This is a genomic window from Salinispora fenicalii (genome assembly GCF_000514815.1).
GTDB lineage: Bacteria > Actinomycetota > Actinomycetes > Mycobacteriales > Micromonosporaceae > Micromonospora > Micromonospora fenicalii.
On sequence record NZ_AZWQ01000021.1, the window covers coordinates 25,348 to 51,823 of the forward strand.

25 protein-coding genes are annotated in these 26,476 nt (G+C 70.9%); 20 read left to right on the forward strand and 5 right to left on the reverse strand.

Annotated features, from left to right (window positions below):
• Nucleotides 1-60: 60 nt before the first annotated feature.
• Nucleotides 61-1,368: a dicarboxylate/amino acid:cation symporter gene (locus tag B116_RS0111165; protein WP_027660138.1), complete on the reverse strand. Its 1,308-nt coding sequence runs from the start codon at nucleotides 1,366-1,368 to the stop codon at nucleotides 61-63.
• Nucleotides 1,369-1,756: 388 nt separating this feature from the next.
• Here B116_RS0111165 and pcaF point away from each other — a divergent pair, with 388 nt between their 5' ends.
• The 5 genes from pcaF to B116_RS0111195 all read left to right on the forward strand — a co-directional run bounded on the left by pcaF (nucleotide 1,757) and on the right by B116_RS0111195 (nucleotide 8,051).
• Nucleotides 1,757-2,962: a 3-oxoadipyl-CoA thiolase gene (gene pcaF / locus B116_RS0111175; protein ID WP_027660139.1), complete on the forward strand. Its 1,206-nt coding sequence runs from the start codon at nucleotides 1,757-1,759 to the stop codon at nucleotides 2,960-2,962.
• Between the two features lie 181 nt (nucleotides 2,963-3,143).
• A complete protein-coding gene (locus B116_RS0111180; protein WP_027660140.1) occupies nucleotides 3,144-3,962 on the forward strand; it encodes an SAM-dependent methyltransferase in 819 nt (272 codons plus the stop codon).
• Nucleotides 3,963-3,967: 5 nt separating this feature from the next.
• A complete protein-coding gene (locus B116_RS0111185) occupies nucleotides 3,968-6,130 on the forward strand; it encodes a putative bifunctional diguanylate cyclase/phosphodiesterase (protein WP_027660141.1) in 2,163 nt (720 codons plus the stop codon).
• Nucleotides 6,131-6,483: 353 nt separating this feature from the next.
• Entirely contained in the window at nucleotides 6,484-7,341 is an 858-nt protein-coding gene (map, locus tag B116_RS0111190) for a type I methionyl aminopeptidase (RefSeq protein WP_026321691.1), read from the forward strand.
• Nucleotides 7,338-8,051, forward strand: a complete 714-nt coding sequence (locus tag B116_RS0111195; protein ID WP_018722072.1) for a VIT1/CCC1 transporter family protein — start codon at nucleotides 7,338-7,340, stop codon at nucleotides 8,049-8,051. Before map ends, B116_RS0111195 begins: the two co-directional genes overlap by 4 nt.
• Nucleotides 8,052-8,063: 12 nt before the next feature.
• On the opposite strand, the gene B116_RS0111200 is transcribed toward B116_RS0111195, so the two are convergent.
• The 3 genes from B116_RS0111200 to B116_RS0111210 form a co-directional block, all read right to left on the reverse strand.
• Complete coding sequence (locus B116_RS0111200) at nucleotides 8,064-8,534, reverse strand: nitroreductase family deazaflavin-dependent oxidoreductase (protein WP_018722071.1); 471 nt, start codon at nucleotides 8,532-8,534, stop codon at nucleotides 8,064-8,066.
• Between the two features lie 72 nt (nucleotides 8,535-8,606).
• On the reverse strand, nucleotides 8,607-9,050 hold the full coding sequence (locus tag B116_RS0111205; protein ID WP_018722070.1) for a ferritin-like domain-containing protein: 444 nt from the start codon (nucleotides 9,048-9,050) through the stop codon (nucleotides 8,607-8,609).
• Nucleotides 9,047-9,481, reverse strand: a complete 435-nt coding sequence (locus B116_RS0111210; protein ID WP_033667580.1) for a hypothetical protein — start codon at nucleotides 9,479-9,481, stop codon at nucleotides 9,047-9,049. Before B116_RS0111210 ends, B116_RS0111205 begins: the two co-directional genes overlap by 4 nt.
• Nucleotides 9,482-9,719: 238 nt before the next feature.
• On the opposite strand from B116_RS0111210, the gene rimP reads away from it, so the two are divergent.
• The 10 genes from rimP to B116_RS0111265 all read left to right on the forward strand — a co-directional run bounded on the left by rimP (nucleotide 9,720) and on the right by B116_RS0111265 (nucleotide 19,512).
• Nucleotides 9,720-10,388, forward strand: coding sequence for a ribosome maturation factor RimP (rimP, locus tag B116_RS0111215; RefSeq protein ID WP_027660143.1), 669 nt, complete (start codon nucleotides 9,720-9,722; stop codon nucleotides 10,386-10,388).
• Entirely contained in the window at nucleotides 10,385-11,428 is a 1,044-nt protein-coding gene (gene nusA / locus B116_RS0111220) for a transcription termination factor NusA (protein WP_018722067.1), read from the forward strand. The genes rimP and nusA overlap by 4 nt, the downstream gene beginning before the upstream one ends.
• A 15-nt stretch (nucleotides 11,429-11,443) precedes the next feature.
• Nucleotides 11,444-11,776 carry a YlxR family protein gene (locus tag B116_RS26590; protein WP_026321689.1) on the forward strand — a complete coding sequence of 111 codons (333 nt, stop codon included), beginning with the start codon at nucleotides 11,444-11,446 and terminating at the stop codon, nucleotides 11,774-11,776.
• A gap of 93 nt (nucleotides 11,777-11,869) precedes the next feature.
• Complete coding sequence (gene infB / locus B116_RS0111230) at nucleotides 11,870-14,884, forward strand: translation initiation factor IF-2 (protein WP_018722066.1); 3,015 nt, start codon at nucleotides 11,870-11,872, stop codon at nucleotides 14,882-14,884.
• Between the two features lie 86 nt (nucleotides 14,885-14,970).
• Nucleotides 14,971-15,264 (forward strand): DUF503 domain-containing protein, encoded by a 294-nt coding sequence (locus B116_RS0111235; protein WP_018722065.1) that lies wholly within the window; start codon nucleotides 14,971-14,973, stop codon nucleotides 15,262-15,264.
• Between the two features lie 155 nt (nucleotides 15,265-15,419).
• Entirely contained in the window at nucleotides 15,420-15,890 is a 471-nt protein-coding gene (gene rbfA, locus B116_RS0111240) for a 30S ribosome-binding factor RbfA (protein WP_018722064.1), read from the forward strand.
• Nucleotides 15,887-16,927, forward strand: coding sequence for a DHH family phosphoesterase (locus B116_RS0111245; protein ID WP_027660144.1), 1,041 nt, complete (start codon nucleotides 15,887-15,889; stop codon nucleotides 16,925-16,927). The genes rbfA and B116_RS0111245 overlap by 4 nt, the downstream gene beginning before the upstream one ends.
• A 144-nt stretch (nucleotides 16,928-17,071) precedes the next feature.
• A complete protein-coding gene (locus B116_RS0111250) occupies nucleotides 17,072-17,479 on the forward strand; it encodes a hypothetical protein (protein ID WP_018722062.1) in 408 nt (135 codons plus the stop codon).
• Complete coding sequence (locus B116_RS0111255) at nucleotides 17,479-17,688, forward strand: DUF6186 family protein (RefSeq protein ID WP_020608265.1); 210 nt, start codon at nucleotides 17,479-17,481, stop codon at nucleotides 17,686-17,688. The genes B116_RS0111250 and B116_RS0111255 overlap by 1 nt, the downstream gene beginning before the upstream one ends.
• A gap of 495 nt (nucleotides 17,689-18,183) precedes the next feature.
• Nucleotides 18,184-19,512: an MATE family efflux transporter gene (locus B116_RS0111265; RefSeq protein WP_027660145.1), complete on the forward strand. Its 1,329-nt coding sequence runs from the start codon at nucleotides 18,184-18,186 to the stop codon at nucleotides 19,510-19,512.
• A 74-nt stretch (nucleotides 19,513-19,586) separates the two neighbouring features.
• Here B116_RS0111265 and B116_RS0111270 read toward each other — a convergent pair whose 3' ends face one another.
• Nucleotides 19,587-19,895 (reverse strand): hypothetical protein, encoded by a 309-nt coding sequence (locus B116_RS0111270; protein WP_033667582.1) that lies wholly within the window; start codon nucleotides 19,893-19,895, stop codon nucleotides 19,587-19,589.
• A gap of 97 nt (nucleotides 19,896-19,992) precedes the next feature.
• Here B116_RS0111270 and truB point away from each other — a divergent pair, with 97 nt between their 5' ends.
• The 5 genes from truB to B116_RS0111295 all read left to right on the forward strand — a co-directional run bounded on the left by truB (nucleotide 19,993) and on the right by B116_RS0111295 (nucleotide 26,448).
• Entirely contained in the window at nucleotides 19,993-20,928 is a 936-nt protein-coding gene (truB, locus tag B116_RS0111275; RefSeq protein ID WP_018722057.1) for a tRNA pseudouridine(55) synthase TruB, read from the forward strand.
• A gap of 38 nt (nucleotides 20,929-20,966) precedes the next feature.
• On the forward strand, nucleotides 20,967-21,896 hold the full coding sequence (locus tag B116_RS0111280) for a bifunctional riboflavin kinase/FAD synthetase (RefSeq protein WP_018722056.1): 930 nt from the start codon (nucleotides 20,967-20,969) through the stop codon (nucleotides 21,894-21,896).
• Between the two features lie 223 nt (nucleotides 21,897-22,119).
• Nucleotides 22,120-22,389, forward strand: a complete 270-nt coding sequence (gene rpsO / locus B116_RS0111285; protein WP_018722055.1) for a 30S ribosomal protein S15 — start codon at nucleotides 22,120-22,122, stop codon at nucleotides 22,387-22,389.
• Nucleotides 22,390-22,623: 234 nt separating this feature from the next.
• Nucleotides 22,624-24,987, forward strand: coding sequence for a polyribonucleotide nucleotidyltransferase (locus tag B116_RS0111290; protein WP_027660147.1), 2,364 nt, complete (start codon nucleotides 22,624-22,626; stop codon nucleotides 24,985-24,987).
• A gap of 93 nt (nucleotides 24,988-25,080) precedes the next feature.
• On the forward strand, nucleotides 25,081-26,448 hold the full coding sequence (locus B116_RS0111295; protein ID WP_397540722.1) for a M16 family metallopeptidase: 1,368 nt from the start codon (nucleotides 25,081-25,083) through the stop codon (nucleotides 26,446-26,448).
• The last annotated feature ends 28 nt before the right edge of the window (nucleotides 26,449-26,476 follow it).

Genomic DNA, 26,476 nt, shown 5'->3' on the forward strand with positions numbered 1-26,476 from the left:
TCGGTCGGGAACGATGCCGGCCCCGCCCCAGCATCGGGGCGGGGCCGGGTGGGGATCCGCTCAGGCCAGGGCCGGAGCCGGCTCCGGGCGCTGGCCGGGCCGGGAATCGTGCTCGACCGGGTCCTCGTCAACCAGGCTCCGCTGACCGGCCGAGTCGTACGCGGTCCGGTCGAGGGTGCCCTCCCGGGCTGCCACGATCGTCGGTACGAGGGCCTGCCCGGCGACGTTGGTCGCGGTGCGGGCCATGTCCAGGATGGGGTCGATGGCCAGCAGCAGGCCCGCGCCGGCCAGCGGCAGGCCGAGCGTGCTCAGCGTCAGCGTGAGCATGACGATCGCGCCGGTGAGGCCGGCGGTCGCCGCCGAGCCGACCACGGAGACGAAGGCGATCAGCAGGTAGTCGGTGATGCCCAGCTCTACCCCGAAGACCTGCGCCACGAAGATCGCGGCCAGGGCCGGGTAGATCGCCGCGCAGCCGTCCATCTTCGTGGTGGCGCCGAACGGGACCGCGAACGAGGCGTACTCGCGGGGGACTCCCAGCCGCTCGACCGCGCGCTGGGTCACCGGCATGGTGCCGACCGAGGAGCGGGAGACGAAGGCCAGCTGGATCGCCGGGCCGGCGCCGGCGAAGAAGCGCAGCGGGTTGAGTCGGCCGGCGCCGAGCAGTAGCAGCGGGTAGACCACGAAGAGCACGATCGCGCAGCCGACGTAGACGGCGGTGGTGAAGCGGGCCAGCGGGGCCAGCAGGTCCCAGCCGTAGGTGGCGACGGCCTTGCCGATCAGGCCCAGGGTCCCGATCGGGGCGAGCCGGATCACCCACCACAGCGCCTTCTGGACGATCTCCAGTAGGGCCCGGTTGAGTGCGACGAACGGCTCGGCGGGTGGGCCGACCAGCAGGGCCGCTGCGCCGATGACGAGGGCGAGGAAGACGATCTGGAGGACGTTGCCCTCGACGAAGGCGCCGACCGGGTTGGTCGGGACGATGCCGGTGAGGAAGTCGGTCCAGGCGCCGGTCCTGGTCGGGGCGGTGGCGTCGGCCGTGTCCAGGGCGACCCCGCGGCCGGGGTTGGTGAGGAGCCCGAGGCCGATGCCGATGCTGACCGCGATGAGCGCGGTGGCACCGAACCAGAGCAGGGTGCGCAGCGCCAGCCGGGCGGCGTTGGCCACGCCCCGCAGACTGACCACGCTGATCACGATGGCGGTGAAGACCAGGGGTGGCACGGCGAGTTTGAGTAGCTGGACGAAGAGGCCACCGACGGTATCGAGGCCGCTGGCCAGCCAGCTCAGCTCAGCGGCCCGGGCGAGGTAGCCGAGGGCCACGCCGAGGACGAGGCCGAGCAGAATCTGCACGGAGAAAGGGATCTTGCGCATGAAAGGTCCAAGTCTGGAAGAACGAAAGGTACGGGCGGCGTCAGAGCTGCGGCCGCGCCGGACAGACGCCGCTGGCCTGCCGTCGAAGGTCGACGTACAAGCGAACGGTGAGATTCCAGACGTTGGTCATTGCCGGACGACGTTACACGGCTCTCCGCCGTCTGGGGAGCGGTGAACTAGTGACCCTCCCCACCCGGGTGATCCGGGCCGGCACCTGCACCAGCGACGCTGCTCGAGGCCGGCACCTGCACTGTTGACTTCGCCGCTCGGGCCGGCACCCGCACCGTTCGGCCCCGCCGGTCCGGGCATCGATATCCTGACGCCGGAGCGTCGCCCGGGATCCGGGTCCGTTCCACCCCCCGACCTTCCCACCCCCGAAGGACTCGCGATGACCGTGGCATATCTGGTGGCTGGTGTCCGTACCCCGATCGGGAGGTACGCCGGGGCGCTCGCCGGCGTCCGCCCCGACGACCTAGCCGCGCACGTGATCCGAGAGTTGATCGCCCGGTACCCGACGGTGGACTGGGCCCGGACCGACGACGTGATCCTCGGCTGCGCGAACCAGGCCGGTGAGGACAACCGCAACGTAGCCCGGATGGCGGCGCTGCTCGGTGGGCTGCCCGAGCAGGTGCCCGGCAGCACGGTCAACCGGCTCTGCGGCTCCGGCCTGGACGCCCTCGCCCTCGCCGCCCGCTCCATCGTTGCCGGCGAGGCCGACCTGGTGCTGGCCGGCGGGGTGGAGAGCATGAGCCGGGCGCCGTTCGTGTTGCCCAAGGCCGAGACCGCGTTCTCCCGTAACGCGGAGGTCTACGACACCACCATCGGCTGGCGGCTGGTCAACCCGCTGCTGGAGCAGGGTTGGGGTATCGACTCGATGCCGGAGACCGCGGAGAACGTGGCCGCCGAGTACGGCGTCGCGCGTGTCACCCAGGACGAGTTCGCGTACCGCTCCCAGCAGCGCGCGGCCAAGGCCCAGGCCGACGGTCGGCTTGCCGAGGAGATCGTGCCGGTGTCGGCCCCGGCCGGCCGGCGGGGGACCACGCTGGTGGAGGTCGACGAACATCCGCGGGAGACGTCGCTGGCGAAGCTGGCCGCGCTGCCCACCCCGTTCCGAGCCGGGGGCACGATCACCGCCGGCAATTCCTCCGGTGTCAACGATGGCGCGGTGGCGCTGCTGGTGGCCTCCGAGGCAGCACTGACACGGTACGGCCTGACCCCGTTGGCTCGGGTCGTCGGCTCCGCCGCGGCCGGTGTGCCGCCGCGGGTGATGGGCATCGGCCCGGTGCCGGCCACCCGCCGGCTCCTCGACCGGCTCGGCCTGGGGGTGGGCGACCTGGACGTGGTTGAGCTGAACGAGGCGTTCGCCGCGCAGGCGGTGGCGGTCCTGCGGGAACTGGGTCTGCCGGAGGACGCCGAGCATGTCAACCCCAACGGGGGTGCGATCGCGTTGGGGCATCCGCTCGGCGCGAGTGGGGCCCGGCTGGCGCTGACCGCTGCCCTGGAGCTGCGTCGCCGGGGCGGCCGGCGGGCGTTGGCCACCATGTGTGTCGGGGTGGGCCAGGGCATCTCGCTGCTGTTGGAGTCCGTGCGGTGAGCTGTTGGAGTCCGTGCGGTGATCAGTGGCCCCCGCCGGCACCCTCCCGCCCGGATTGACGCGCGCCTACAGTTGTCTGCATCTAAACGATCTGCGGGTCGGCCGGTGGCCTCCGCGTGTCCGCATGCGTCCCGACACCGGTACCCTCCCGCACCGCGGCGACGACTTGGGGTGTAGCACTGTGCAGAAGCAGGACGGACTTCCCGCCGAGATCGACCTTTCTCGCCCGAGCGCGGCCCGGGTGTATGACTACTTTCTCGGCGGGGCCCACAATTTCGAGATCGATCGGCAGCTCGCCGAGCAGATCGCCAGCATGACGCCGAATCTCGCCGGTACCATGCGCGCCGGCCGCGAGTTTCTCCGCCGCGCGGTCCGGGTGCTGTTGCACGACGGCATCGACCAGTTCCTCGACATCGGTTCCGGCATCCCGACGGTCGGCAACGTGCACGAGGTGGCCCAGGCGGTCAACTCGAACGCCCGGATCGTCTACGTCGACATCGACCCGGTCGCGGTGGCGCACAGCCGGGAACTGCTGGTGGGGAACGACCGGACCGGGGTCATCCACGCCGACCTGCGCTATCCCGAGCGCATCCTGGCCGAGGCTCGGGCGCTGAACCTGCTGGACTTCGACCGGCCGCTGGGCATTCTGCTCGCCGGGGTGGTGCACTTCATCGGCGACGATGACCACCCGGGCGATCTCCTCGCCACGCTCCGGGCCGCCGCCGCGCCCGGAAGCCACCTGGTGATCTCGCACTCCACATTCGAGGACCAGCCGCGCGAAATGCTTGATGCCCAGCGGTTGTCGGCGCGTACCGACACCGAGATCACCCTGCGCTCCCGTGCCGAGATCACCGGCTTCTTCGGGGACTGGACCCTCCTGGAGCCGGGGGTGGTTCACATGCCGTTGTGGCGGCCGGATTCCGCCTCCGACGTGGACGACAATCCGGAGCAGTTCGGCGCCTTCGGCGGGGTCGCCCGACACGGCCAACCGGTCGGCTGATCGCAGTGGCCGTTGTCCTGGAGTCCGGAGGGCGCGACCGTAGCCAGGCCGGCGCCCAGGGGTTTGCGGCCGAATGGGCCCGCGCCGTACGCCGGCTCGGCTTCGTCCCGTTCAGCGCCGAGGAGACCCAGCGGCTGTTGCACCTGCACACCGTCCGGCTGGCCCAGGCGCTGCGCGCCGAACCGTTCTCGTCCCACCCCGCGGCCCAGGTCGGCCAGGCGCTGGCCGAGGCGCACCTGACCGAGCCGGGGGTGCTCGACTGGTCGGTACGGGCGCTCGGTGATCAGTTCCTCGCCCGGGTGCTGCCCGACCTGGTCGGTCAGGAGGAGGTGGCGAGCCGGGTAGCGGCGTTGCAGGGCGCGATGGCAGCCGGATTCGCCGTCGCGTTGCGTGACCGTACCTTCGCCCAGCAGGAGCGGATCGCCCGCTCGGCCTGGCAGGCGCGGGACGAGGTGGAGCAGGCGTTGCGGGACAGCGAGGCCCGGTTCCGCGCGGTCTTCTCCGGTGCCGCCATCGGGATCGGCATCGGCCTGGTCGATGGCCAGATCATCGACGTCAATCAGGTCTTCGCCGACATGCTCGGCTACACGATCGAGGAGCTGCGGCAGCGCAACGTGTCGTCGCTGTTCCACCCCGACGACGCCGCCGGGATATGGGAGTTGTACCAGGAAGTCGTCGAGGGCAAGCGGGACTCGGTCCGGGTCGAGAAGCAGTACTACCGCAAGGACGGCACGGCCGTCTGGACCGACCTGGCGGTGTCGCTGGTCCGGTACGACGACGGCCGTCCCCGGTTCACCGTCGCGGTGGTCGAGGACATCACCGAGCGCTACGAGCTCCAGCAGCGGCTCCGGTTTCAGGCACTGCACGACCCGCTTACCGGCCTGCCCAACCGGACTCTCTTCTTCGAAACCCTCGGGGTGGTCTTTGACAACGCGGGTGCTGGCCGCCCGGTAGGGGTCTGCTTCCTGGATCTGGATGGGTTCAAGGCGGTCAACGACAGCCTTGGTCACGATCTGGGTGACCAACTACTCGTGGTGATCGCCGACCGGTTGTCGGACTGCGTCGCCGGGTTCGGGCACCTGGTGGCCCGGATGGGGGGCGACGAGTTCGTCATCCTGGTCGACGACGGGGAGTCCCTTGACGACGTGGTGAGCGTCGCGGAGGCCGCACTGGCGGCCGTCGCCGCACCGATTCGGATCGGTGACCACCAGCTCATGGTCTCGGCGAGCATCGGCATCGTCGAGTGCCCGGTGCACTCCACTGACCCGTCGGAGCTGATGAAGGCGGCCGACACCACGCTGTACTGGGCCAAGGCCGAAGGGCGTGGCCGGTGGGCGGTCTGGGACCGGGAGCGAAGCGCGCGCGAGATCGCCCGATCCACGCTGGCCGCCGGGCTACCGGCGGCCCTGGAGCGGGGTGAGTTCGTGCTGGACTACCAGCCGATCGTCTCCCTGCAGGACGGCTCGATGCTGGCCGTGGAGGCGCTCGTCCGCTGGCAGCATCCCAAGCTGGGTCGGCTCAGTCCGGCCCGGTTCATCGGGCTGGCCGAGGAGACCGGGTTGATCGTCCAACTCGGGGAGTGGGTGCTGCGCCAGGCGTGCCGGGACGCCGACGCCTGGCGACGTGAGGTTCCGGAGGCTCGCCTGGTCGTCAGCGTCAACCTCGCCGCGCGTCAGGTGGAACATCCCACCATCGTGGACATGGTGGCGGAGGCGTTGGCCGACAGCGGGCTCCCCGCGGAGCTCCTGCAGTTGGAGCTGACCGAGAGCGCTCTGATGGGCACCGAGGGGGAGCCGCTGCGGGCGTTGCACCGGATCGCCGGGCTGGGGGTGGGGCTGGCGATCGATGACTTCGGCACCGGCTACTCGAATCTGGCGTATCTGCGCCGGTTGCCGATCCGGTCGCTGAAGTTGGCGGGCCCGTTCGTGGAAGGGCTGCGCGAGGATGGAACAGAGCGGGCGGCCGGCCAGCGGGACGAGCAGATCGTGGACGCCCTGGTGCGGCTGGCGCGGGCGCTCGGGTTGTCGGTAACCGCGGAGGCGGTGGAGACCGGGGTGCAGGCCGAGCGGCTGCGGGCACTGCGGTGCGACACCGGGCAGGGCTACTGGTTCGGTGCGCCGGGACCGGCGGGCGAGGTCACGGCCCGGCTTCGGGGGGAGTGCACCTGAGCGGCGGGTGATCCCCGTCAACCGAGCGCATGTCGCCGTGGGCCGGCGGTGCGCCGTGGGCGCGGGGAGCGGCGGCGCGGAACCCGTCGGGGTACGGCGGATCACCGTACGTGAGAGAGAGGTTGGATCCCGCGCCACCGCTCCGCCGGGCGTTGCCGAGCGCCCGGCGCTGGCCCGTCCGGATCGGGCCTGGTCACTGCAGCCAGGATGCGGCCGGGGCCGGCAGTGGGGCAAGTCAATTCGGGTGGTGCGTGCTCGGCTGCGGTGGCCGGGGCTATGGGCGCTAGGCGGTGTCGGGGCTGCGGCGTGATGGGCGTCAAGCGGTGTCGAGGTCGCGGCGCTAGGCTTGCGCCATGACCGTCCGTGCGCCGTTGACCCCCGGCACGCTCTCTCCGTGGCGGCAGGTGTCCGCCCACATTCCCCGACCTGAGTACGTGGGCAAGAAAGAGCCCAAACAATGGCGTGGCTCACACGTGCAGACTCCGGAGACCATCGAGCGGATGCGGGCCGCCGGTCGGTTGGCGGCGCAGGCCATTGCGCTCGCGGGCGAGCACTGCAAGCCGGGGGTCTCCACCGACGAGATCGACAAGGTGGTGCACGAGTTCCTCTGTGACCACGGCGCCTATCCGTCAACGCTGGGCTACCGGGGGTTCCCCAAGTCCTGCTGCACCAGCCTGAATGAGGTGATCTGCCACGGCATCCCCGACTCGACGGTGCTCCAGAACGGCGACATCATCAACGTTGATGTCACCGCCTTCCTTGACGGGGTGCACGGCGACACCAATGCCACCTTCTGCGTGGGTGAGGTGAGCGAGGAGGTCCGGTCGCTGGTCGAGCGGACCCACAAGGCGACGATGCGGGGCATCCGGGCGGTCGCCCCCGGTCGGCAGATCAACGTGATCGGTCGGGTGATCGAGTCGTACGCGAAGCGCTTCGGTTACGGCGTGGTGCGCGACTTCACCGGGCACGGCATCGGCGAGGCGTTCCACAGCGGGCTCTATGTGCCGCACTACGACAGTCCTCGGCCCACCGATGTGATGGAGCCGGGCATGACCTTCACCATCGAGCCGATGATCACCCTCGGCACCTACCAGTACGACATGTGGGATGACGGCTGGACTGTGGTGACCAAGGACCGGAAGTGGACCGCCCAGTTCGAGCACACGATTCTCGTGACCGACGACGGCTACGAGATCCTGACCCTGCCATGACCGAGACCCCGGCGGCGCTGCGGGAGGCACACCATGCGGACGTCTCCGGCGGCTGGCTGCGCCCCGCGGTCTTCGGGGCGATGGACGGACTGGTCACCAACATCGCCCTGATCGCGGGGGTGGGAGGTGGCGGGGTGTCGGCGCGTGCCGTGCTCCTCACCGGCACTGCCGGCCTGGTCGCCGGCGCCATCTCCATGGGGCTGGGGGAATACACCAGCGTCCGGTCGGCTAACGAACAGGTCGCCGCGGAGGTGGCCAAGGAGCGGCGGGAGCTGGAACGGCATCCCGAGGTCGAGGCACGCGAACTGGCGGACACCTGGGTGGCCCGCGGCCTGCCCCGGGAGCTCGCGACGCAGGTCGCGGAGGCGGTGCGGCGCAATCCCGAGGAGGCGCTGCGGGTGCACGTGCGGGAGGAGTTGGGCGTCAACCCGGACGACCAGCCGAGCCCGTGGGCGGCGGCGATTTCGTCGTTTGTCTGCTTCTCTGTCGGCGCCCTGGTGCCCCTGCTGCCCTACCTACTCGGCAGCACCAGTCTCTGGCTGGCGCTCGGTGTCGGCGGCCTCGGACTCTTCCTGGCCGGCGCGATCGTCGCCCGGTTCACCAGCCGGCGCTGGTGGGCGGCGGGCCTGCGTCAGCTGCTGCTGGGTGGCCTCGCCGCCGCCGCGACCTACGGCATCGGAACCCTGATCGGTATCCAGGGCGGGCTGTAGGAGGAGTTCCGGTTACTCGGCGACGGGCGACAGCCGGAAAATGTGGATCTTGCGGTCGCCGGCCCGCTGCACGTAGGTCTGGTAGGCCGGCCACTCGGTCACCAGCAACTGCCAGAGTCGGTCTCGCTCGGCGCCCTCGGGCGTGTCGGCGCGTACCGGAAACCGGCGTCCCTTGATGTCTACCTCGGCCTCGGGGGTGGCGAGCAGGTTCAACGCCCAGGCGGGCTGGTGGGTTTGTCCCCAGTTTGACCCGACCACCACGTAGCCGTCTCCGTCCGGCACGTACAGCAGGGGGTTGCTGCGGGGTTTGCCGGAGCGACGGCCGGTCGTGGTGATGACCAACGACGGGAGAAGCCCGAGGGCGATCACCCGCCCGCGGCTGAGCCGCCCGACCGCACGGTCGACCGGGACGAGGAGCCGGGCGGCGGTGCTGAACCAGCGGTGGTGACCGACCCGGCGGGTGAGGGAACCCAGAATGGACATGGAGAGCATTCTGCCGATCTACGGCCGGGGTCGACGCTCCGGCCCCGTGGTCAACGACCCGCACCCGACGGGTCAGGCGGTCCTTCCGGGGAAGGGCGTGGTCAGGGGGGTGGTTCCCGCGGTTCGTCGCCAGCGGGTAGCCCGCACCGCGCAGTCAACCAGCGCCGCGAGCGCACGTTCCCGCTCGGCGCCGCTGGTGGCGGCCACCGCCGCCTGCCAGAATCTCGCCGTACGTTCCTCGACCTCAACGGCGAGCCGGAGGGCGCTCGGCTCGTCGGTGACGGGGAACGGCAGGGCGTAGCCGGCCTGGTCGGCCGGGAGGCTGTCGCCAGCGTCGGTGAGGTGCAGCACGAGGTCGTCTCGACGGCGTCGGTGTGCCGCCTCGGCGTCGCGGGCCGCCTCTTGGGCGGGACCGGCCAGGCGTACCCCAATCGGGCCGTAGGCCCAGATGGCGGCGTACTCGGCGGTCAGCGCCGCGGCGTGGGCGGAGTTCGTGCCGGGGGTGGGTGTGTTCACTGCAGCGCCTCCAGGTGGCTGGCGCGGGCGGCGGCGATGCTGGCGAGCAGCGCGGCCCGCTCGGCCGGTGCGGCCAGGCAGGCCCGGGTGGCCGACTCGCCGGCCGCCTGCTCGCGTTCGCGTAGCGCGGTGAGCGTCGCGTCGGAGTCGGCGGGGGTGCTGGCGGTCGGGGTGGCCGATGGTAGGGCGACCTTGGTGATCCGGGCCAGCTCCGCCGCGTGCGCGGCGTGCGCGTCGGTGATCGGCGTCAGCCGGCCGGCGAGCGTGGGATGTGTCGTGGCGGCGTCACGGTAGGCCGCGCTGAGCGCGAGCGCTTCGTTCACCATGGGGGCGAGTGGGTCGGGTGGGGGCGGTTCTCGGTTGAACGGGTCACAGCCGGTGAGTGACGGCACGGCGGCGCTGAGGGTCAGGAGGCCGCCCACTCGTAGCACATTTCGCCGGGAATGTCCCTTTGTTTGGTCTGGAAGCATGTCTCGCTGCGTCACTTTGCCCATCACCGCCCAAGTCAACACTATGTTGGTCAGCCCCGCGGGCGCCGGAGTCGGTGCGCCGGCCCATCCGACTGGCGGGCGGCGCGTTACGCTCTGCGCAACCACCGGCGCGTCCGCCCCGGTGGCGTGTAGCTATGGCGACCGACCGGGCGCCGCCAACAGCAGATAGGGGCGCTAGATGAGCCAGCGTGGCCGGGCCACCAGGCCCACCGGGCCGACGGGGCGACCGCGGCGCACGGGTGGCCAGCGCAGCACCGGTCGGGTCGGTCGCGGCGGCGATCTCGCCAGCCGGCGGGCCCGGCTGCACGAGGTCGTCGAACCAGTCGTCGCTGCGGCCGGATACGACCTGGAAGAGCTGTCGATTTCCCGGGCCGGCCGGCGCCACGTGGTGCAGCTGATTGTCGACGCCGACGGCGGTATCGACCTGGACGCCGTCGCCGATGTCTCGCGGGCGGTCTCCGCCGCCTTGGACGCGGCCGAGGAGGCGCGTGGGGACATCGTTGCTGGGGAGTACCAGCTCGAGGTCAGCTCACCGGGTGTGTCCCGCCCGCTCACCCTTCCCCGGCACTGGCGGCGCAACGCCGGTCGCCTGGTGCGGGTCATGGTCCGGGGTGGGCCGGACGCCGGCGACCGCCAGGTCACCGGCCGGGTGGTCGAGGCGGACGATGAGCAGGTGGTGTTGGAGACCGACGCCGGTCGGGCGGAGTGGCGCTACGCCGACCTGGGCCCCGGGCGGGTACAGGTCGAGTTCACCCGCCCGGGCGAGGCGGATGGCGCTGACGGCGCCGACGAGGTCGGCGATTTCGACGACGACGACGATGATGATGTGGAGGGCGAGGAGAGGTGAACATCGACCTCGCGGCGCTGCGCGCACTGGAGCGTGAGCGGGAAATCCCGTTCGACACGATCCTCGCGGCGATTGAGACCGCGCTGCTGACGGCGTACCGGCACACCGAGGGTGCGCAGCCGCACGCACGGGTGGAGATCGACCGTAAGACGGGCGCGGCCTTGGTCTTCGCCCAGGAGGTGGAGCCTGACGGCGGTGTGGTGCGGGAGTGGGACGACACCCCGCACGACTTCGGTCGGATCGCGGCGATGACCGCCAAGCAGGTGATTCTTCAGCGGCTGCGGGAGGCCACCGACGAGGTGCACTTCGGCGAGTACGTGGGTCGTGATGGGGACCTGGTGACCGGGGTGGTCCAGGCGCACGAGGCACGTGCCGAGAAGGGCATCGTCAGTGTGGACCTGGGCAAGCTGGAGGGGGTACTGCCCCAGTCCGAGCAGGTTCCCGGTGAGCAGTACGCACACGGCGAGCGGGTGCGTTGCGTCGTGGTGCACGTGGCCAAGGGCGTACGTGGTCCGCAGGTGACCTTGTCCCGCTCGCACCCGGCGTTGGTGAAGAAGCTCTTCGCCCTCGAGGTGCCGGAGATCGCCGATGGCACGGTGGAGATCACTGCGATCGCCCGTGAGGCAGGTCACCGTACGAAGATCGCTGTCCACTCCACCGCGGCGGGGGTGAACGCCAAGGGCGCCTGCATCGGGCCAATGGGTCAGCGGGTGCGGGCGGTCATGAGCGAGCTGCACGGGGAGAAGATCGACATCATTGACTGGTCGGAGGATCCAGCGGCCTTCGTCGGTAACGCACTTTCGCCAGCCAAGGCCCTCCGAGTGGAGGTGGTTGACTTGGCTTCCCGTACTGCCCGGGTGACAGTGCCGGATTTCCAACTTTCATTGGCTATCGGGCGTGAAGGTCAGAATGCCCGGCTTGCCGCCCGATTGACCGGTTGGCGGATTGATATTCGCTCCGACGCCGAGCCGGCTCGCCCGGCGGGCGACGCCGATGCCGATCACGTCCCGGAGCCGGGCCGCGCGATCTCTGGGGGCTAGGGGTAGACTTTCCTAGTGGTACGACGCGCGCTGCCGGAGCGCACCTGTGTGGGTTGCCGGTCTCGAGCGTCAGCCAAGGAACTGCTGCGGGTTGTCGCGGTGGGTGATGGGGCTGGTCACAGCCTTCGTCCCGACCCGGCCCGCAGGTTGCCGGGTCGGGGGGCGCACGTGCACCCAGATCCGGCCTGCTTCACGCAGGCGGTGCGGCGTCGTGCTTTCGGGCGGGCGCTGCGCCTCACCGAGGTCCCTGACCATGGTGAGCTTGCGAAGTGTATCGATGCGCCAACCACGACGTCCGGTCAACCCGACCGGACGCGGGTCGCTAGCAAGGTAGGACGACCGACATGAGCACACGATGAAGTCGCAGAAATGACCAGGCTTCAAGTGCACGAGTGAGGTCGCTGCGGGTGCTGCCCGCACGACCTCGGAATGAGGAGTGCAGTGGCAGGAAAGGCCCGCGTACACGAGCTCGCCAAGGAGCTCGGGGTCGAAAGCAAGACCGTTCTCGCCAAGCTCAAGGAGATGGGCGAGTTCGTGAAGTCCGCGTCCAGCACGGTCGAGGCGCCGGTCGCCCGACGGCTGCGTAACGCGTTCGTCAACAACGCCGGCTCGCCCGCGCCGGCGGCTCCGCCGGCGGCGACCCCGTCGACCCCGACCCCGACCCCGTCGACCCCAACCCCAGCCCCGACCCCGACCCCTCCCCGGACCCCAACCCCGGCTCCGCCCTCGGGCGGACCCCGCGTCACGGCCAAGCCCATGCCGCCTCGGCGGCCGGGTGCCCCGACGCCTGGCCCGAAACCCAAGGGTCCGGTTCCGGGTCCGCCGCAGTCCGCGACACCGGCTGCCAAGCCGGCGAGCGCCCACGACATCGAGGTGGCGGCCGCCGAGGCGCGTGCCGCCGCGCTGAAGGCCGAGCAGGAGGCCGCGGTCAAGGCCGCGCAGGCTGCCCGGCAGCAGCAGCGGGAGAACGTCCGGCGGGAGCCGCCCACCGAGGGTGGTCCCCGCCCGGGTCCCCGCCCCGGCCCTGGCACGATGCCGCCCCGGCCCGGCTCTCCGGCTGCCGGACGTTCCGGTGGGCCCACCCCGGGCCCCGGGCCCCGGTCCGGCGGTCGTCCGCCGGCGCGTGGCGCCGGTAACAACCCGTTCGGCATCCAGGGCGGCCAGCAGCGTCCCCCGGCCGCCGGTCCGGGTGGTCCGCGGCCGAGCCCGGCTTCCATGCCGCCGCGGCCGAGCCCGGCTTCCATGCCGCCGCGGCCGAGCCCGGCTTCCATGCCGAGCCAGCGTCCAGGCCGCCCCGGTGGTCCCGGTTCCGGTCGCCCCGGCGGCGGCGCCGGCCGCCCCGGCGGTGGCGGTGGTGGTTACCGCAGCGGCCCCGGTGGCGGTGGCGGCGGTGGCGGTTTCCGCAGCGGCCCCGGTGGCGGTGGCGGCGGTGGCGGTTTCCGCAGCGGCCCCGGTGGCGGTGGCGGTGGCTTCCGCGGTGGCCCCGGTGGCGGTCGTCCCGGTGGCGGTGGCCGTGGTCGCGGCGGCGGTGCCGCGGGTGCCTTCGGGCGTCCCGGTGGCCGGCCGACCCGCGGTCGCAAGTCGAAGAAGCAGCGCAGACAGGAGTTCGACAACCTGTCGGCTCCGACCATGTCCTCGGGTGCGCCCCGGGGGCAGGGTCAGACCGTCCGGTTGTCCCGAGGCGCCTCGTTGTCGGACTTCGCCGACAAGATCAACGCCAACCCGGGCTCGCTGGTCCAGGAGATGTTCAACCTGGGCGAGATGGTGACCGCGACTCAGTCCTGCTCCGACGACACCCTGCTGCTCTTGGGTGAGCACCTGGGCTTCGCCGTCCAGATCGTCAGCCCGGAGGACGAGGACCGCGAGCTGCTCGCGCAGTTCAACATCGACCTGGACGCCGAGGTGGCGGAGGACCGTCTGGTCAGCCGGCCGCCGGTGGTGACCGTCATGGGTCACGTCGACCACGGTAAGACGAAGCTTCTGGACGCGATCCGGAAGGCGAACGTGGTGGCCGGCGAGGCGGGTGGCATCACCCAGCACATCGGTGCCTACCAGGTCCACGTCCCACACGAGGACCAGGACCGGGCGATCACCTTCATCGACACCCCCGGTCACGAGGCATTCACCGCCATGCGTGCCCGTGGCGCCCAGGTCACCGACATCGTGATCCTGGTCGTCGCGGCCGACGACGGGGTGATGCCGCAGACGATTGAGGCGTTGAACCACGCCAAGGCGGCCGACGTGCCGATCGTGGTGGCGGTCAACAAGGTCGACAAGCCGGATGCCAACCCGGACAAGGTCCGCCAGCAGCTGACCGAGTACGGACTGGTCGCCGAGGAGTACGGCGGCGACACCATGTTCGTCAACGTGGCGGCCAAGCCGGGCACCGGGATCGACAGCCTGCTTGAGGCGGTCCTGCTGACCGCGGACGCGTCGCTGGAGCTGACCGCTCCGACGGACGGCCCGGCGCAGGGTGTGGCGATCGAGGCGCACCTGGACAAGGGCCGGGGCGCGGTGGCGACGGTGCTGGTGCAGAAGGGCACCCTGCGGGCGGGCGACTCGATCGTCGCCGGCGGGGCGCACGGCCGGGTCCGGGCGATGCTCGACGAGAACGGCAACCAGGTCGCCGAGGCGGGTCCGGCCCGTCCGGTGCTGGTGCTGGGTCTGACCGCGGTACCCGGGGCGGGCGACACGTTCCTGGCCGCCGAGGACGACCGCACCGTGCGGCAGATCGCCGAGCAGCGGCAGGCACGACGGCGGGCGGCGGCGTTCGCCAACTCCCGTGGCCGGGCCACCCTCGAGACGCTCATGGAGCAGCTCAAGGCGGGCGAGAAGACCTCGCTCAACCTGGTGCTCAAGGGCGACGTTTCCGGCTCCGTGGAAGCGCTCGAGGATGCCCTGTTCAACCTCGACATCCCCGAGGAGGTCCAGCTTCGAATCATCCACCGGGGCGTCGGGGCGATCACCGAGAGCGACGTCATGCTCGCGAGCGCCTCATCGGAGGCGGTCACGATCATCGGCTTCAACGTGCGGGCCGCCAACAAGGTTCGCGAGATGGCCGACCGCGAGGGCGTGGAGATTCGGTACTACACCGTCATCTACCAGGCCATCGAGGAGATCGAGGCGGCGCTCAAGGGCCTGCTCAAGCCGGAGTACGAGGAGGTCGAGCTGGGCACCGCGGAGGTCCGCGAGGTGTTCCGTTCGTCCAAGGTCGGCAACATCTCCGGCTGCATCGTTCGGTCGGGCCTGCTCCGGCGCAACGCCAAGGCTCGGCTGCTGCGCGACGGCGCGGTGGTGGCGGACAACCTCACCATCAGCTCGCTCAAGCGGTTCAAGGACGACGCGACCGAGGTACGCGAGGGCTTCGAGTGTGGTCTGACGCTGGGCGGTTACAACAACGTCCAGGTCGGCGACGTGATCGAGACCTTCGAGATGCGGGAGAAGGCGCGCGTCTGATCCGGTAGGGACACAGATCAAGGGGTTTACGCCACGATGCGTAAACCCCTTGATCATGTTCGGGTTCGTCCGTAGTCTCCGGGACGATGTTCACTGGAACTGCGGTATTCGACCTGCTGCTGCCGGGCGACTCCCGGTCGTTGAAGGCCAAGCGGTCTTACGTTCGGCCGATCGTGGCGGCGCTGCGCCGCGTCGAGGTCTCCACCGCCGAGGTGGGGGCGCTCGACCTGCACGGGCGGGCGGAGATCGGCGTCGCGGTGGTGGCCGCGACGGCGGCCCACGTACGCGAGGTGCTCGACTCGTGTGAACGCCTGGTCGCCGGCCGTCCCGAAGTTGAGCTGTTGTCGGTACGTCGGCGGCTGTACGGCGCGGACGACTGATCGAAAGACGCCGTTGCGGGGCTGCTCCGCGGGCGGCCACCGTACCGGCCGCGTACGGGCGGACCGGCGGCGCGGGTAGTGTTCGTGGTGTTGGCCGGTGGTGTGGGCACTTCAGGTGCCCGGCGGCCGGGAGCGGTACGCCTGGAGGTGGCGAGATGTCGGATCCGGCCAAGGTGCGCCGGCACGCGGAGCGGGTGCGTGAGCTGGTGGCGTCGGTGGTGCGTAGCCAGATCAAGGATCCCCGGCTGGGCATGATCACCATCACGGATGCGCGGATCACCGCTGACCTCCGCGACGCCACGGTCTTCTACACGGTGCTCGGCGACGCGGCTGCCCAGGCGAGCACTGCCGCGGCGTTGGAGAGCGCCAAGGGAATGTTGCGCAGCACCGTCGGGAAGGCGCTGGGGCTGCGTCACTCGCCGACGCTGACCTTTGTCCTGGACGACGTGCAGGACCAGGTCAAGCACATTGACGACCTGCTCGCCCAGGCCCGCCACGCGGATGCCGAGGTGCAGCGTCTCGCCACCGGGGCAGAGTACGCGGGGGAGGCCCAGCCGTACCGGCTGGAAGAGGAGCCTGAGGCCACCGGGGACGAGGTGTCGCCGCCGGGCGGGGATCAACGGTGACTGACGCCGGGGGGCGGTCCGCGCCAGCGGATGCCGATTGGGCGGCGGCGGTGGCCGCGGTCCGCGCGGTGCCGCCCGCGGGGCGGGTGCTGCTGGTCTGCCACGTGAACCCGGACGGTGACGCGCTCGGCAGCATGCTCGGCTTCGCTCTCGGGCTGCATCGGCTCGGTCTGCGACAGGTGCAGGCCACTTTTCCCGGCCCGCCGCGGCTCTCGGAGCCGCTACGCGGGCTCCCCGGCGAGCAGCTGCTGGTCCCGGCTGCGGAGGCGGTTGTCGATCCAGACCTTCTGATCAGCTTCGACGCGGCGAGCGAGTCCCGGTTGGGGGAGCTGGCTGACCGGCTGACGACCGCCGGCAGCACGTTGGTGCTCGACCACCATGCCTCGAACCCCGGCTTCGGTGCGGTCAATCTGATTGACCCGCGGGCGGCAGCCACCTCGGTGCTTGTGGACGAGCTCCTTAGCCGGCTGGGGGTGCCGCTCGACGCGGAGATCGCGGAGTGCCTTTATGTGGCGTTGACTACCGATACCGGTTCCTTCCGGTACGAGGCCACCACCGCGGCGGTGCACCGGTTTGCGGCCCGGCTGCTCGCCACGGGTATCAGTCCCGGTGATATCTCCCGTCGCGTCTTCGACACCCGCCCGTTCGGCGCCGTGCGGCTCAGCGCCGAGGTGATCGGTCGGGCCCGGTTAGAGCCCGCCGCGGCGGATGGTCACGGTCTGGTGTGGACCTGGGCGACCCAGGACGACCTGGCCCGGCATGGGCAGCCCGGGTACGTGCTGGAGGCGCTGATCGATTCGGTGCGGTGCACGGCGGAGGCTGACGTGAGCTGCGTGGTGAAGCAGACCGCCGACGGCGATTGGGCGGTGTCGTTGCGAAGCAAGGGTGCGGTGGATGTGAGCCGGGTGGCGGTGGAGTTGGGTGGTGGAGGGCACCGGCTCGCCGCCGGCTTCACCGGCCAGGGCAGCGCCGACGACGTGGTGGAGGCGATCCGGCGGGAGCTGGCCGCAGCGCTGCTCCCCTCGAACGGCGATTGAGGAGCAGCCTCGCGGCAACGGTTGACTCAGCCCTACGGTTAGTTGTTGGCTGGTCTTTCGGTTGATGATCTGTCGACAAAGATCAGGGTCGGCTTACGGGTGTCCGGTCTTCCCGCCGTTGATACTGGTGGGCAGAATTGCGGAATGGAACAGCCCCGTGACCTGACTATCGAGGCGCCGCGCGCCTGGGATCGTCCCGCTGTCACCGTGCCGGTGCTTCTCTGCCTGTCGTTGGTGGGTGGCCGGTTTCCGTCCTTCTCGATTGAGGCAAATCTGTGGACGCTCGGCACTGGTGGTGTTCTGATCTGGCTTGGCCTGGGTAGTCGGGTGCCCCGGCGGCCCGCACCGGTTCGACTCGACCGGGGTGCGGTGTGGTGGACGTTGCCGGTGGTGGTGTTCGTGGTCTTCGAGGGGGCCACCTTCGTGGCCGCAGCGGGTGACGACTTCCCGACCTTCTCGCGGCTGGCGGATCCACTGCTGGAGGACGGAGTGATCCGCTCAGCGGGTTGGTTGGCCTGGTTGTCTGCGTTCTGGGGGCTGGTGCGGCGATGATGCGGCTGTTGGCGATCGGCGGTTTCCTGGTGGCGGTGGCGCTCTTCGTCGCCGTGGAGTTGGCGGCCCGCCGGGAGGGTTCTCGCATCCCTACTCTCGGTGAGGTCTGCGCGTACGTGATGCGGTATGAGGTCGGCTCGGTGCCGGTCGGCCGGATTGGGGTCTTCGGCTTCTGGTGGTGGTTGGGCTGGCACTTCCTGGCTCGTTGAGGTGCCGTGTTCGGGCGCTGTGGCGCGGTCCGGATGGTGGGAACTGCCGGCGGTAGGCGGACCTGAACGATAGCTTGGGTATTGACCGATGCCGTGCTGATGGTGCTGGTCGTGAGCGATGGAGCCGTACCCGGCGTCGCCGCTCTCCAGGGTCAGACCGACCCGGGCTCGCTGCTCCGTGTGCCGCTCCGGCAACCCCGGGCGCCCCGCGGGTGGCAGACCTTGCCCGTGAGTGTCACCGCTGCGCTGGTGGCTCGTGCCCTGGAAGGGGCTTCCCATGTCGAACAAGCCCAAGCCCGATACCGCTGACGAGGCACGTGAGCTGCTGCGCCGTGCGTTGCAGACCTCGATGGATACGCGCCAGTGACGTCGCCGATCGCCTGATGTCCTCTTCCGACGGGCGGCATTGGCCGCCCGTCGTCTGGGTCGGTCGCTCCGGGTAAGTGGCGAGCCACAATTGCGGTCCTTACTGGACCCGTGCCAGGATCAGCGACGATGAACTCGCCGGCCGCCACCGCAACCCGCTCCGCCTCGCCTCGCAGGATCGCCGCGCTCGCCTTGCCCGCCCTGGTGGTGCTTGCCGCCGAACCACTGTATGTGCTGGTGGACACGGCGGTGGTGGGACACCTCGGCCGGGTCCCGCTCGCCGCGTTGGCGATTGGCGGCACCGTGCTGACGCTCATCGCCTGGCTGGGCACGGTCGTCGCATACGGCACCACCGGACGGTCCGCCCGGCGGTTTGGGGCCGGTGACCGCACCGCCGCCGTCGCCGAGGGGGTCCAGGCCTCCTGGCTCGCGCTCACCGTAGGGGTCCTCGTCGCAGTCGGCATGCAGGCCGGCGGTGGCGTGCTCGCCCGCACCCTCGTCGGGGCGGACAACGAGGTGGCGGAGGCCGCCGCGCAGTGGCTGCGGATCGCGGCGCTCGGCGCACCAGGGCTGCTCCTCGCCGCTGCCGGCAACGGTTGGCTGCGGGGCGTCCAGGACACCCGCCGGCCGCTGTGGTTCGTGCTCGGCCCGAGCCTGCTCTCCGCGGTGCTCTGCCCGGTGCTGGTCTACCCTGCCGGGCTCGGCCTGCCCGGATCGGCGGTGGCCAACGTCGTGGCGCAGACGATCTCCGGTGCGCTCTTCGCCGGGGCGCTGATCTCCGAGCGGGTAGACCTACGCCCCCGTCCCCGGGTCCTCGCCCAGCAGCTCGTGCTCAGTCGGGACCTGCTCATCCGTGGCATCGCCTTTCAGGCGAGCTTCCTCTCCGCCACCGCGGTGGCCGCCCGCTTCGGGGCGGCGGCGGTCGGCGCCCACCAGATCGTCCTGCAACTCTGGTTCTTCACCGCCCTGGTGCTCGACGCACTCGCCATCGCCGCGCAGGCCCTCGTCGGTGCTGCGCTCGGCGCCGACGACGCGGCCGGCGCGCGCGGACTGGCCCGCCAGATCGGGCTGCTCGGCGCTGGCTGCGGCGTGGTGTTCGCGCTGATCATCGCGGCCGGCGCCGGGGTGGTACCGGGCTGGTTCAGCGCCGATGGGCAGGTCCGTGAGGAGGCGATGGTGGCCTGGCCCTGGTTCGTTGCGATGCTGCCGCTGGCGGGCGTCGTCTTCGCCCTGGACGGGGTGTTGATCGGCGCGGGCGACATCCGCTACCTGCGGAATCTCACGATCGTCGCGGCGTTGGGGGGATTTCTGCCGGCCATCTGGCTGGCGTACGGACTAGACCTCGGACTCGGTGGGATCTGGGCTGGACTCACCTTCTTCGTGGTGCTCCGGCTGGCCGCCCTGCTGCTGCGGCTGCGCAGCGGTCGCTGGGCGGTCGTCGGCGCGGTCCGGGCCTGAGTCGCCGGCGTGCTCCGGGCCGGACCACGCCGGACGGATTCAACCACCGGCCGGAGCGGCCAGCGGTGCCTGAGTTAGGACGAGACCATGCTGGATCGCAGGGCGTAGATGGCCAGCACCAGCCCCAGGGTCACGGCGAAGCAGACGACGAAGCCGACCACCTTCATCGTGTTCGGGAAGCGCTGATACAGCCGGTGCCGGTCCTGCCGTACCTGCCACCGGCGATGCAGGGCGGTGGCACCCGGGAGCGCGAGCAGCGCGGTGGCGATCCGGTCCCCAGCCGTGCGCCGCGAGGGCGGTGGGTCGAGCATCCAGGCGGGGAGACTGGGCGGCTGCTCCGGCTGGTGCAGCCGAGGGGGCCGGCTCTGGTTTTGGGGCGACATGGACACGAACCTCCGGGTGGGCTAGGCGCTCCTTGATAGCAGTAGGCGTCAATGCGACTCGTCGCGGAAGGAGCGGGCGGGTGGCACGGACGTCCGGGTGGGCGTCCCGGTGCCGGCCGGGCCGGCCCGTCTGGCAGGCTTGGCGGTCGTGAGCGCAGACGGACTGATCGTGGTCGACAAGCCCGGCGGCATGACATCGCACGATGTGGTGGCGCGGGTACGCCGGCTGGCCCGAACCCGGCGGGTCGGGCACGGTGGCACGCTCGACCCGATGGCGACCGGGGTCCTGATCGTCGGCGTGGGGCGAGCCACTCGGCTGCTGACCTATGTGATCGGGGCCGGCAAGAGCTACGCCGCCACGATTCGGCTGGGGCAGGCGACGGTCACCGACGACGCCGAGGGGGATGTGATCTCCAGCGCCCCGGCTGGTCTGGTCACCGAGGAGGCGGTCCGGGCCGTGCTGGCGGCGCAGACCGGTGCCGTAGACCAGGTGCCTAGCGCGGTCAGCGCCATCAAGATCGACGGTCAGCGGGCGTACCGCCGGGTTCGGGAGGGGGCCAGTGTCGACCTGCCGCCCCGGCGGGTCACCATCTCCCAGCTCGACGTGCGGGCGTTGCGGCGGGACCAGCCGGACGTGGTGGACGTGGACGTGGACGTCACCTGCTCCTCCGGCACGTACGTGCGGGCGATCGCTCGAGACGCGGGCCAGGCGCTCGGCGTCGGCGGGCACCTCACCGCGCTGCGGCGTACCGCCGTGGGCGGTTTCACCCTCGCCGAGGCCGCTACCCTCGATGACCTGGAGCACCGGGCACCCGAGGTGGTCACGCTCTCCCTCGCGGCGGCGGCTGACCGGTTCTTCCCGCGCCGCGAGGCGACCGCCGAGGAGGAGCGGGTGCTCTCCCACGGCGGTCCGTTGGACCCGGTGGGGATCGACGGCCCGTACGCCGTCTTCGGCCCAGCGGGTGGGTTGGTCGCTATCGTCAGCGAGCGGGCCGGTCGGGCCCGTGCGGAGATCGTGCTGGCCCCGGCCTGATGGCACAGCGGTCGGGACAGCGGCAGGGGAGGAGCGTTATGCAGCGGTGGCGGGGGTACGACGCGGCACCCGGCGGCTGGGGGCGGTCAGTCGTCACCATCGGCGTCTTCGACGGCGTGCACCGGGGGCACCAGGCGATCATTGGGCACGCGGTGGCCCGGGCCCGGGAACTCGGCGTCAAGTCGGTGGTGGTCACCTTCGATCCGCACCCGGCCGAGGTGGTACGCCCGGGCTCGCACCCGGCGGTGCTCACCGAGCCGACCCGCAAGGCCGAGCTGATCGAGGCGCTCGGCGTGGACGTGCTCTGTGTGGTGCCGTTCACCCCGGACTTCTCCCGGCTGTCGGCGGAGGCGTTCGTGCACGACGTCCTGGTCGAGCACCTGCACGCCGCGCTGGTGGTGGTGGGGGAGAACTTCCGGTTCGGGCACCGAGCCGCGGGGGACGTGGCGTTGCTGGAACAGCTCGGTCGGACCTTCGGCTACGCCGTCGAGGGGGCGCCCCTGGTGGCCGAGGCGGGGACAGTCTTCTCCTCGACCTACATCCGATCGTGCGTCGCCGCCGGAGACGTGGTGGCCGCTGCCAGCGCGTTGGGGCGATCGCACCGCCTGGAGGGCGTGGTGGTCCGCGGCGACCGACGCGGTCGTGAGCTGGGCTTCCCCACCGCCAACCTGCTCTGCCACCGGTACGCCGCGGTCCCGGCTGACGGCGTCTACGCCGCCCGCCTGGTGCGGCGGGGGCAGCGGGAGCCGCTGATGGCGGCGGTGTCGATCGGCACGAACCCGAGCTTCTCCGGCCGGGAGCGGCGGGTCGAGGCGTACGTGCTCGACTTCGACGCGGACCTGTACGGCGAGCGGCTGGCCCTGGACTTCGTGGCACACCTGCGCGGGCAGGTCCGCTACGACTCGATTGAACCGTTGGTGGCCCAGATGACCGTGGACGTCGAGCGTACCCGTCTAGCCCTGGGGTGATCACGGAAAGTGATTGGGTTCGACACCCCGTCGGGCCCTTGCCCGGCCCGTCGCGACCGGGGCTGGTAGCCTGACGAAGACGTCGGCGCACCGACGTGGGTCCTGGCGTGCCTGCACGACGCCGCGGGTGCGAGGACCGTCCGCCGCCGGGCATCGCCCGGCCCTCCGGGTAAGCCCGCTCTGGCGGACACGACACCGATTCACTCACCGAAACAGGGAGAACATGGCGCTCGACCAGCCAGCCAAGGCCAAGATCCGCGCGGAGTACGCGACCGTCGAAGGTGACACCGGTTCGCCGGAGGTGCAGGTCGCCGTCCTCACCAAGCGGATCGCGGGCCTGACCGAGCACCTGAAGGTGCACAAGCATGACCACCACAGCCGCCGTGGGCTGCTGCTGCTGGTCGGCCGCCGCCGTCGGCTGCTCAACTACGTGCAGAAGAAGGACATCAACCGCTACCGGTCGCTCATCGAGCGGCTCGGTCTGCGCCGGTGACGTGACGGGGGAGTGGCCGCTCGGCCGCTCCCCCGCTCCAGTTCGCCGCCAGAAACTCCGACAACCAGGGCCGCACGACCCCCCGACCACCGGGAGCCGGTCAGCGCACCGGTCTCCGGTAGTGGCCTCCGGGCATCCGGCACCTCGCCGATCCGCCCGGGCGCTTCGATCGAAGACCGGCCGTCTGAACAGCTGCGCGTTGCGGTCCGTAGACGCGAAGGAGCGCAACCACAGATGACCGAGAGCAACCTCGGTACCCAGTCCCGTACCGCCACGATCGACAACGGGGCCTTCGGCACCCGTGTGATCACCTTCTCCACCGGCCGGCTGGCCCGCCAGGCCGCCGGCTCCGTCGTCGCCCAGCTCGGCGAGACGGTTGTCCTCTCCGCCACCACCGTTGGCCGGCAGCCGAAGGAGCACTTCGACTTCTTCCCGCTGACCGTTGACGTCGAGGAGCGGATGTACGCGGCGGGCCGGATCCCCGGCTCGTTCTTCCGCCGGGAGGGTCGCCCCAGCGAGGACGCGATCCTCACCTGCCGGCTGATCGACCGGCCGCTGCGTCCCTCGTTCGTCAAGGGCCTGCGGAACGAGGTCCAGGTCGTCGAGACCGTCCTGGCGCTCGACCCCAGCCACCCGTACGACGTGGTGGCCATCAACGCCGCCTCGATGTCGACGAAGCTCTCCGGCCTGCCGTTCTCCGGCCCGATCGGGGCGACCCGGATGGCCCACATCGACGGCTCGTGGGTTGCCTTCCCGACCCACGAGGAGCTGGGGCGCGCCACCTTCGACATGGTGGTCGCCGGTCGGGCCCTGCCCGACGGTGATGTCGCGATCATGATGGTCGAGGCGGAGGCCACCGAGCACACCGCGAAGCTGGTCGCCGACGGTGCCTCCGCGCCGACCGAGGAGGTCGTGGCGAGTGGGCTGGAGGCGGCCAAGCCGGCCATCCGGGAGCTGTGCCGCGCGCAGAGCGAGCTGGCCGAGATTGCGGCCAAGCCGGTCGCCGAGTTCCCGGTCTTCCTCGACTACTCCGATGACGCGTACGACGCGGTCGCGGAGCTGGCCCGGGAGGACGTGGCCGAGGCCCTGAAGATCGCCGGTAAGGCCGACCGCGAGGAGGCCCTGGACCGGATCAAGGCCCGGGTGCTCGAGGAGCTTGGCCCGCGCTTCGAGGGCCGGGAGAAGGAGCTCTCCGCCGCGCTGCGGTCGCTGACCAAGTCCGAAGTCCGCAACCGGGTGCTGCGCGAGCAGGTCCGCATCGACGGCCGCGGCCCGCGGGACATCCGTCCGCTGACCGCCGAGGTCGGAGTTCTGCCGCGGGTGCACGGATCGGCGATCTTCGAGCGGGGCGAGACCCAGATCATGGGCGTCACCACGCTGAACATGCTCCGGATGGAGCAGTCCCTGGACACGCTCTCTCCGGAGAAGTCCAAGCGTTACATGCACAACTACAACTTCCCGCCGTACTCGACCGGGGAGACCGGCCGGGTCGGTTCGCCGAAGCGGCGGGAGATCGGCCACGGTGCCCTCGCCGAGCGGGCCCTGATCCCGGTGCTGCCCTCGCGCGAGGAATTCCCGTACGCGATCCGGCAGGTCTCTGAGGCGCTCGGCTCCAACGGCTCGACCTCGATGGGCTCGGTCTGCGCCTCGACGCTCGGCCTGCTCTCCGCCGGGGTGCCGCTGAAGGCGCCGGTCGCCGGCATCGCCATGGGCCTGATCTCCGACGAGGTCGAGGGCAAGACCCGGTACGTGACGCTGACCGACATCCTCGGTGCCGAGGACGCCTTCGGCGACATGGACTTCAAGGTCGCCGGTACCCGGGACTTCGTCACCGCGCTTCAGCTCGACACCAAGCTCGACGGGATTCCGTCGGATGTGCTCGCCGCGGCGCTCCAGCAGGCCTACGAGGCCCGGCAGACGATCCTGGAGGTGATGCAGGCGGCGATCGAGGCACCGGCCACGATGAGTGACTACGCGCCTCGAGTCACCACCGTCAAGATCCCGGTGGACAAGATCGGCATGGTGATCGGCCCGAAGGGGCAGACGATCAACGCGATCCAGGACGAGACGGGCGCCGAGATCTCGATCGAGGACGACGGCACCATCTACGTCGGCGCGACCAACGGTCCCGCTGCGCAGGCCGCGGTCGAGCGGATCAACGGGATCGCGAACCCGACCCTGCCGAAGGTGGGCGACCGCTTCCTCGGCACGGTGGTCAAGACCGCCGCCTTCGGCGCGTTCATCTCGCTGCTCCCCGGCCGCGACGGTCTGCTGCACATCTCCAAGGTGGGCGACGGCAAGCGCGTCGAGAAGGTCGAGGACTTCCTCAACGTCGGTGACAAGGTCGAGGTGGAGATCGCCGACATCGACCAGCGGGGCAAGATCTACCTGGACAAGGTGCGTCCGGAGGGTGCCGAGGCTCCGGCGGAGGGCGCTGGCGAGCGGCCCGCTGGTCGGGACCGGGGCGACCGGGGACCGCGCGACCGCGGTGACCGCGAGCGTGGCGGCCGGGGTCCGGACCGCGGCGACAGCGGCGACCGTGGCGACGGCGGTGAGGGCGGCGAGTCGCGTCCGCGCCGTCGTACCCGGCGTAGCTGACCGTCGGACCAGCGCACCATCCACCCCTCGTTGAACCGGGAGCCCTTCGTGAGCCGGACTGTCTCCGTGCCGTCCATACCGGAACGACGGGGGGTGGCCGCGTTTCGGGGCGCTCCCGGCGGCGCTGCCAGCCGCGCCGTAACTCGTACGCTCAGTGACGACCCGCTGGGCGGCACGGTCCGCCGGACCGTGCTCCCCAGCGGGCTGCGGGTACTCACCGAGGCCATCCCGGCGATGCGTAGCGTCTCGTTCGGCATCTGGGTTTCGGTTGGCTCCCGGGACGAGACGGGCCCCCAGTCCGGGGCCGCCCACTTCCTTGAGCACCTGCTGTTCAAGGGGACGCACCGGCGGACAGCGCTGGAGATCTCGTCGGAGATCGAGGCGGTCGGCGGCGAGACCAACGCCTTCACCACGAAGGAATACACCTGCTACTACGCGCGGGTGCTCGACGACGATCTACCCCTCGCCATCGACGTGATGTGCGACCTGGTCGCCGACTCGGTGCTGACCCCGGAAGACGTGGAGGTCGAGCGGGGCGTGATCCTCGAGGAGATCGCCATGCACGACGACGAGCCCGGCGACGAGGTGCACGATCTCTTCGCCCGGGCCGTCTACGGCGAGCACCCGCTCGGCCGGCTGATCTCGGGGACGGAGCAGACGGTCACCCCGATGACCCGGCGGCAGATTCAGGGCTTCTACCGACGGCACTACACCCCGCCGCGGATCGTCATCGCCGCCGCGGGCAACCTGGACCACTCCAGTGTGGTCAAGCTGGTCCGGCAAGCGCTGCGGGGCACACCACTGGACACCGACCCGGCGGCGCCCGCGCCGTACCGGAGCGCCACCCCGGCGGCACGCACCCAGCCCGCGACCACCCTGGTCGGGCCGAAGGAGACCGAGCAGGCGCACGTCGTGCTCGGCTGCACCGGCATTGATCGGCGGGACGAACGCCGGTTCGCCCTTGGGGTGCTGAACAACATCCTCGGCGGCGGCATGTCCAGCCGGCTCTTCCAGGAGATCCGCGAGCAGCGGGGGCTCGCCTACTCGGTCTACTCCTACGCCAGCCAGCACGCCGACAGCGGCCTGTTCTCCGTCTACGCCGGCTGTGCGCCGGGTCGAGTCAACGAGGTGTTGGAGTTGATCCGCGCGGAGTTGGCCCGGATGGCCGCCGACGGACTCACGGAAGCCGAGTTGGCCCGGGGCAAGGGCATGAGTAAGGGCGCGTTCGTGCTGGGCTTGGAGGACAGCGGTTCCCGGATGAGCCGGCTGGCCAAGGGGGAGTTGCTGTACGGCGAACTGTTGCCGGTCGACACCTTGCTGGCCGAGGTGGACGCGGTCACCGTTGCCGATGTCAACACGCTCGCCGCGGAGTTGCTGACGCGCCCGATGTCGCTGGCGGTGGTGGGTCCGTTCGGCGAGTCCGACTTCACCGCCGAAGCGACCCCGACCACCCCCGCCTGACCACCCCTGCCGGACCACCCCCCGCCTG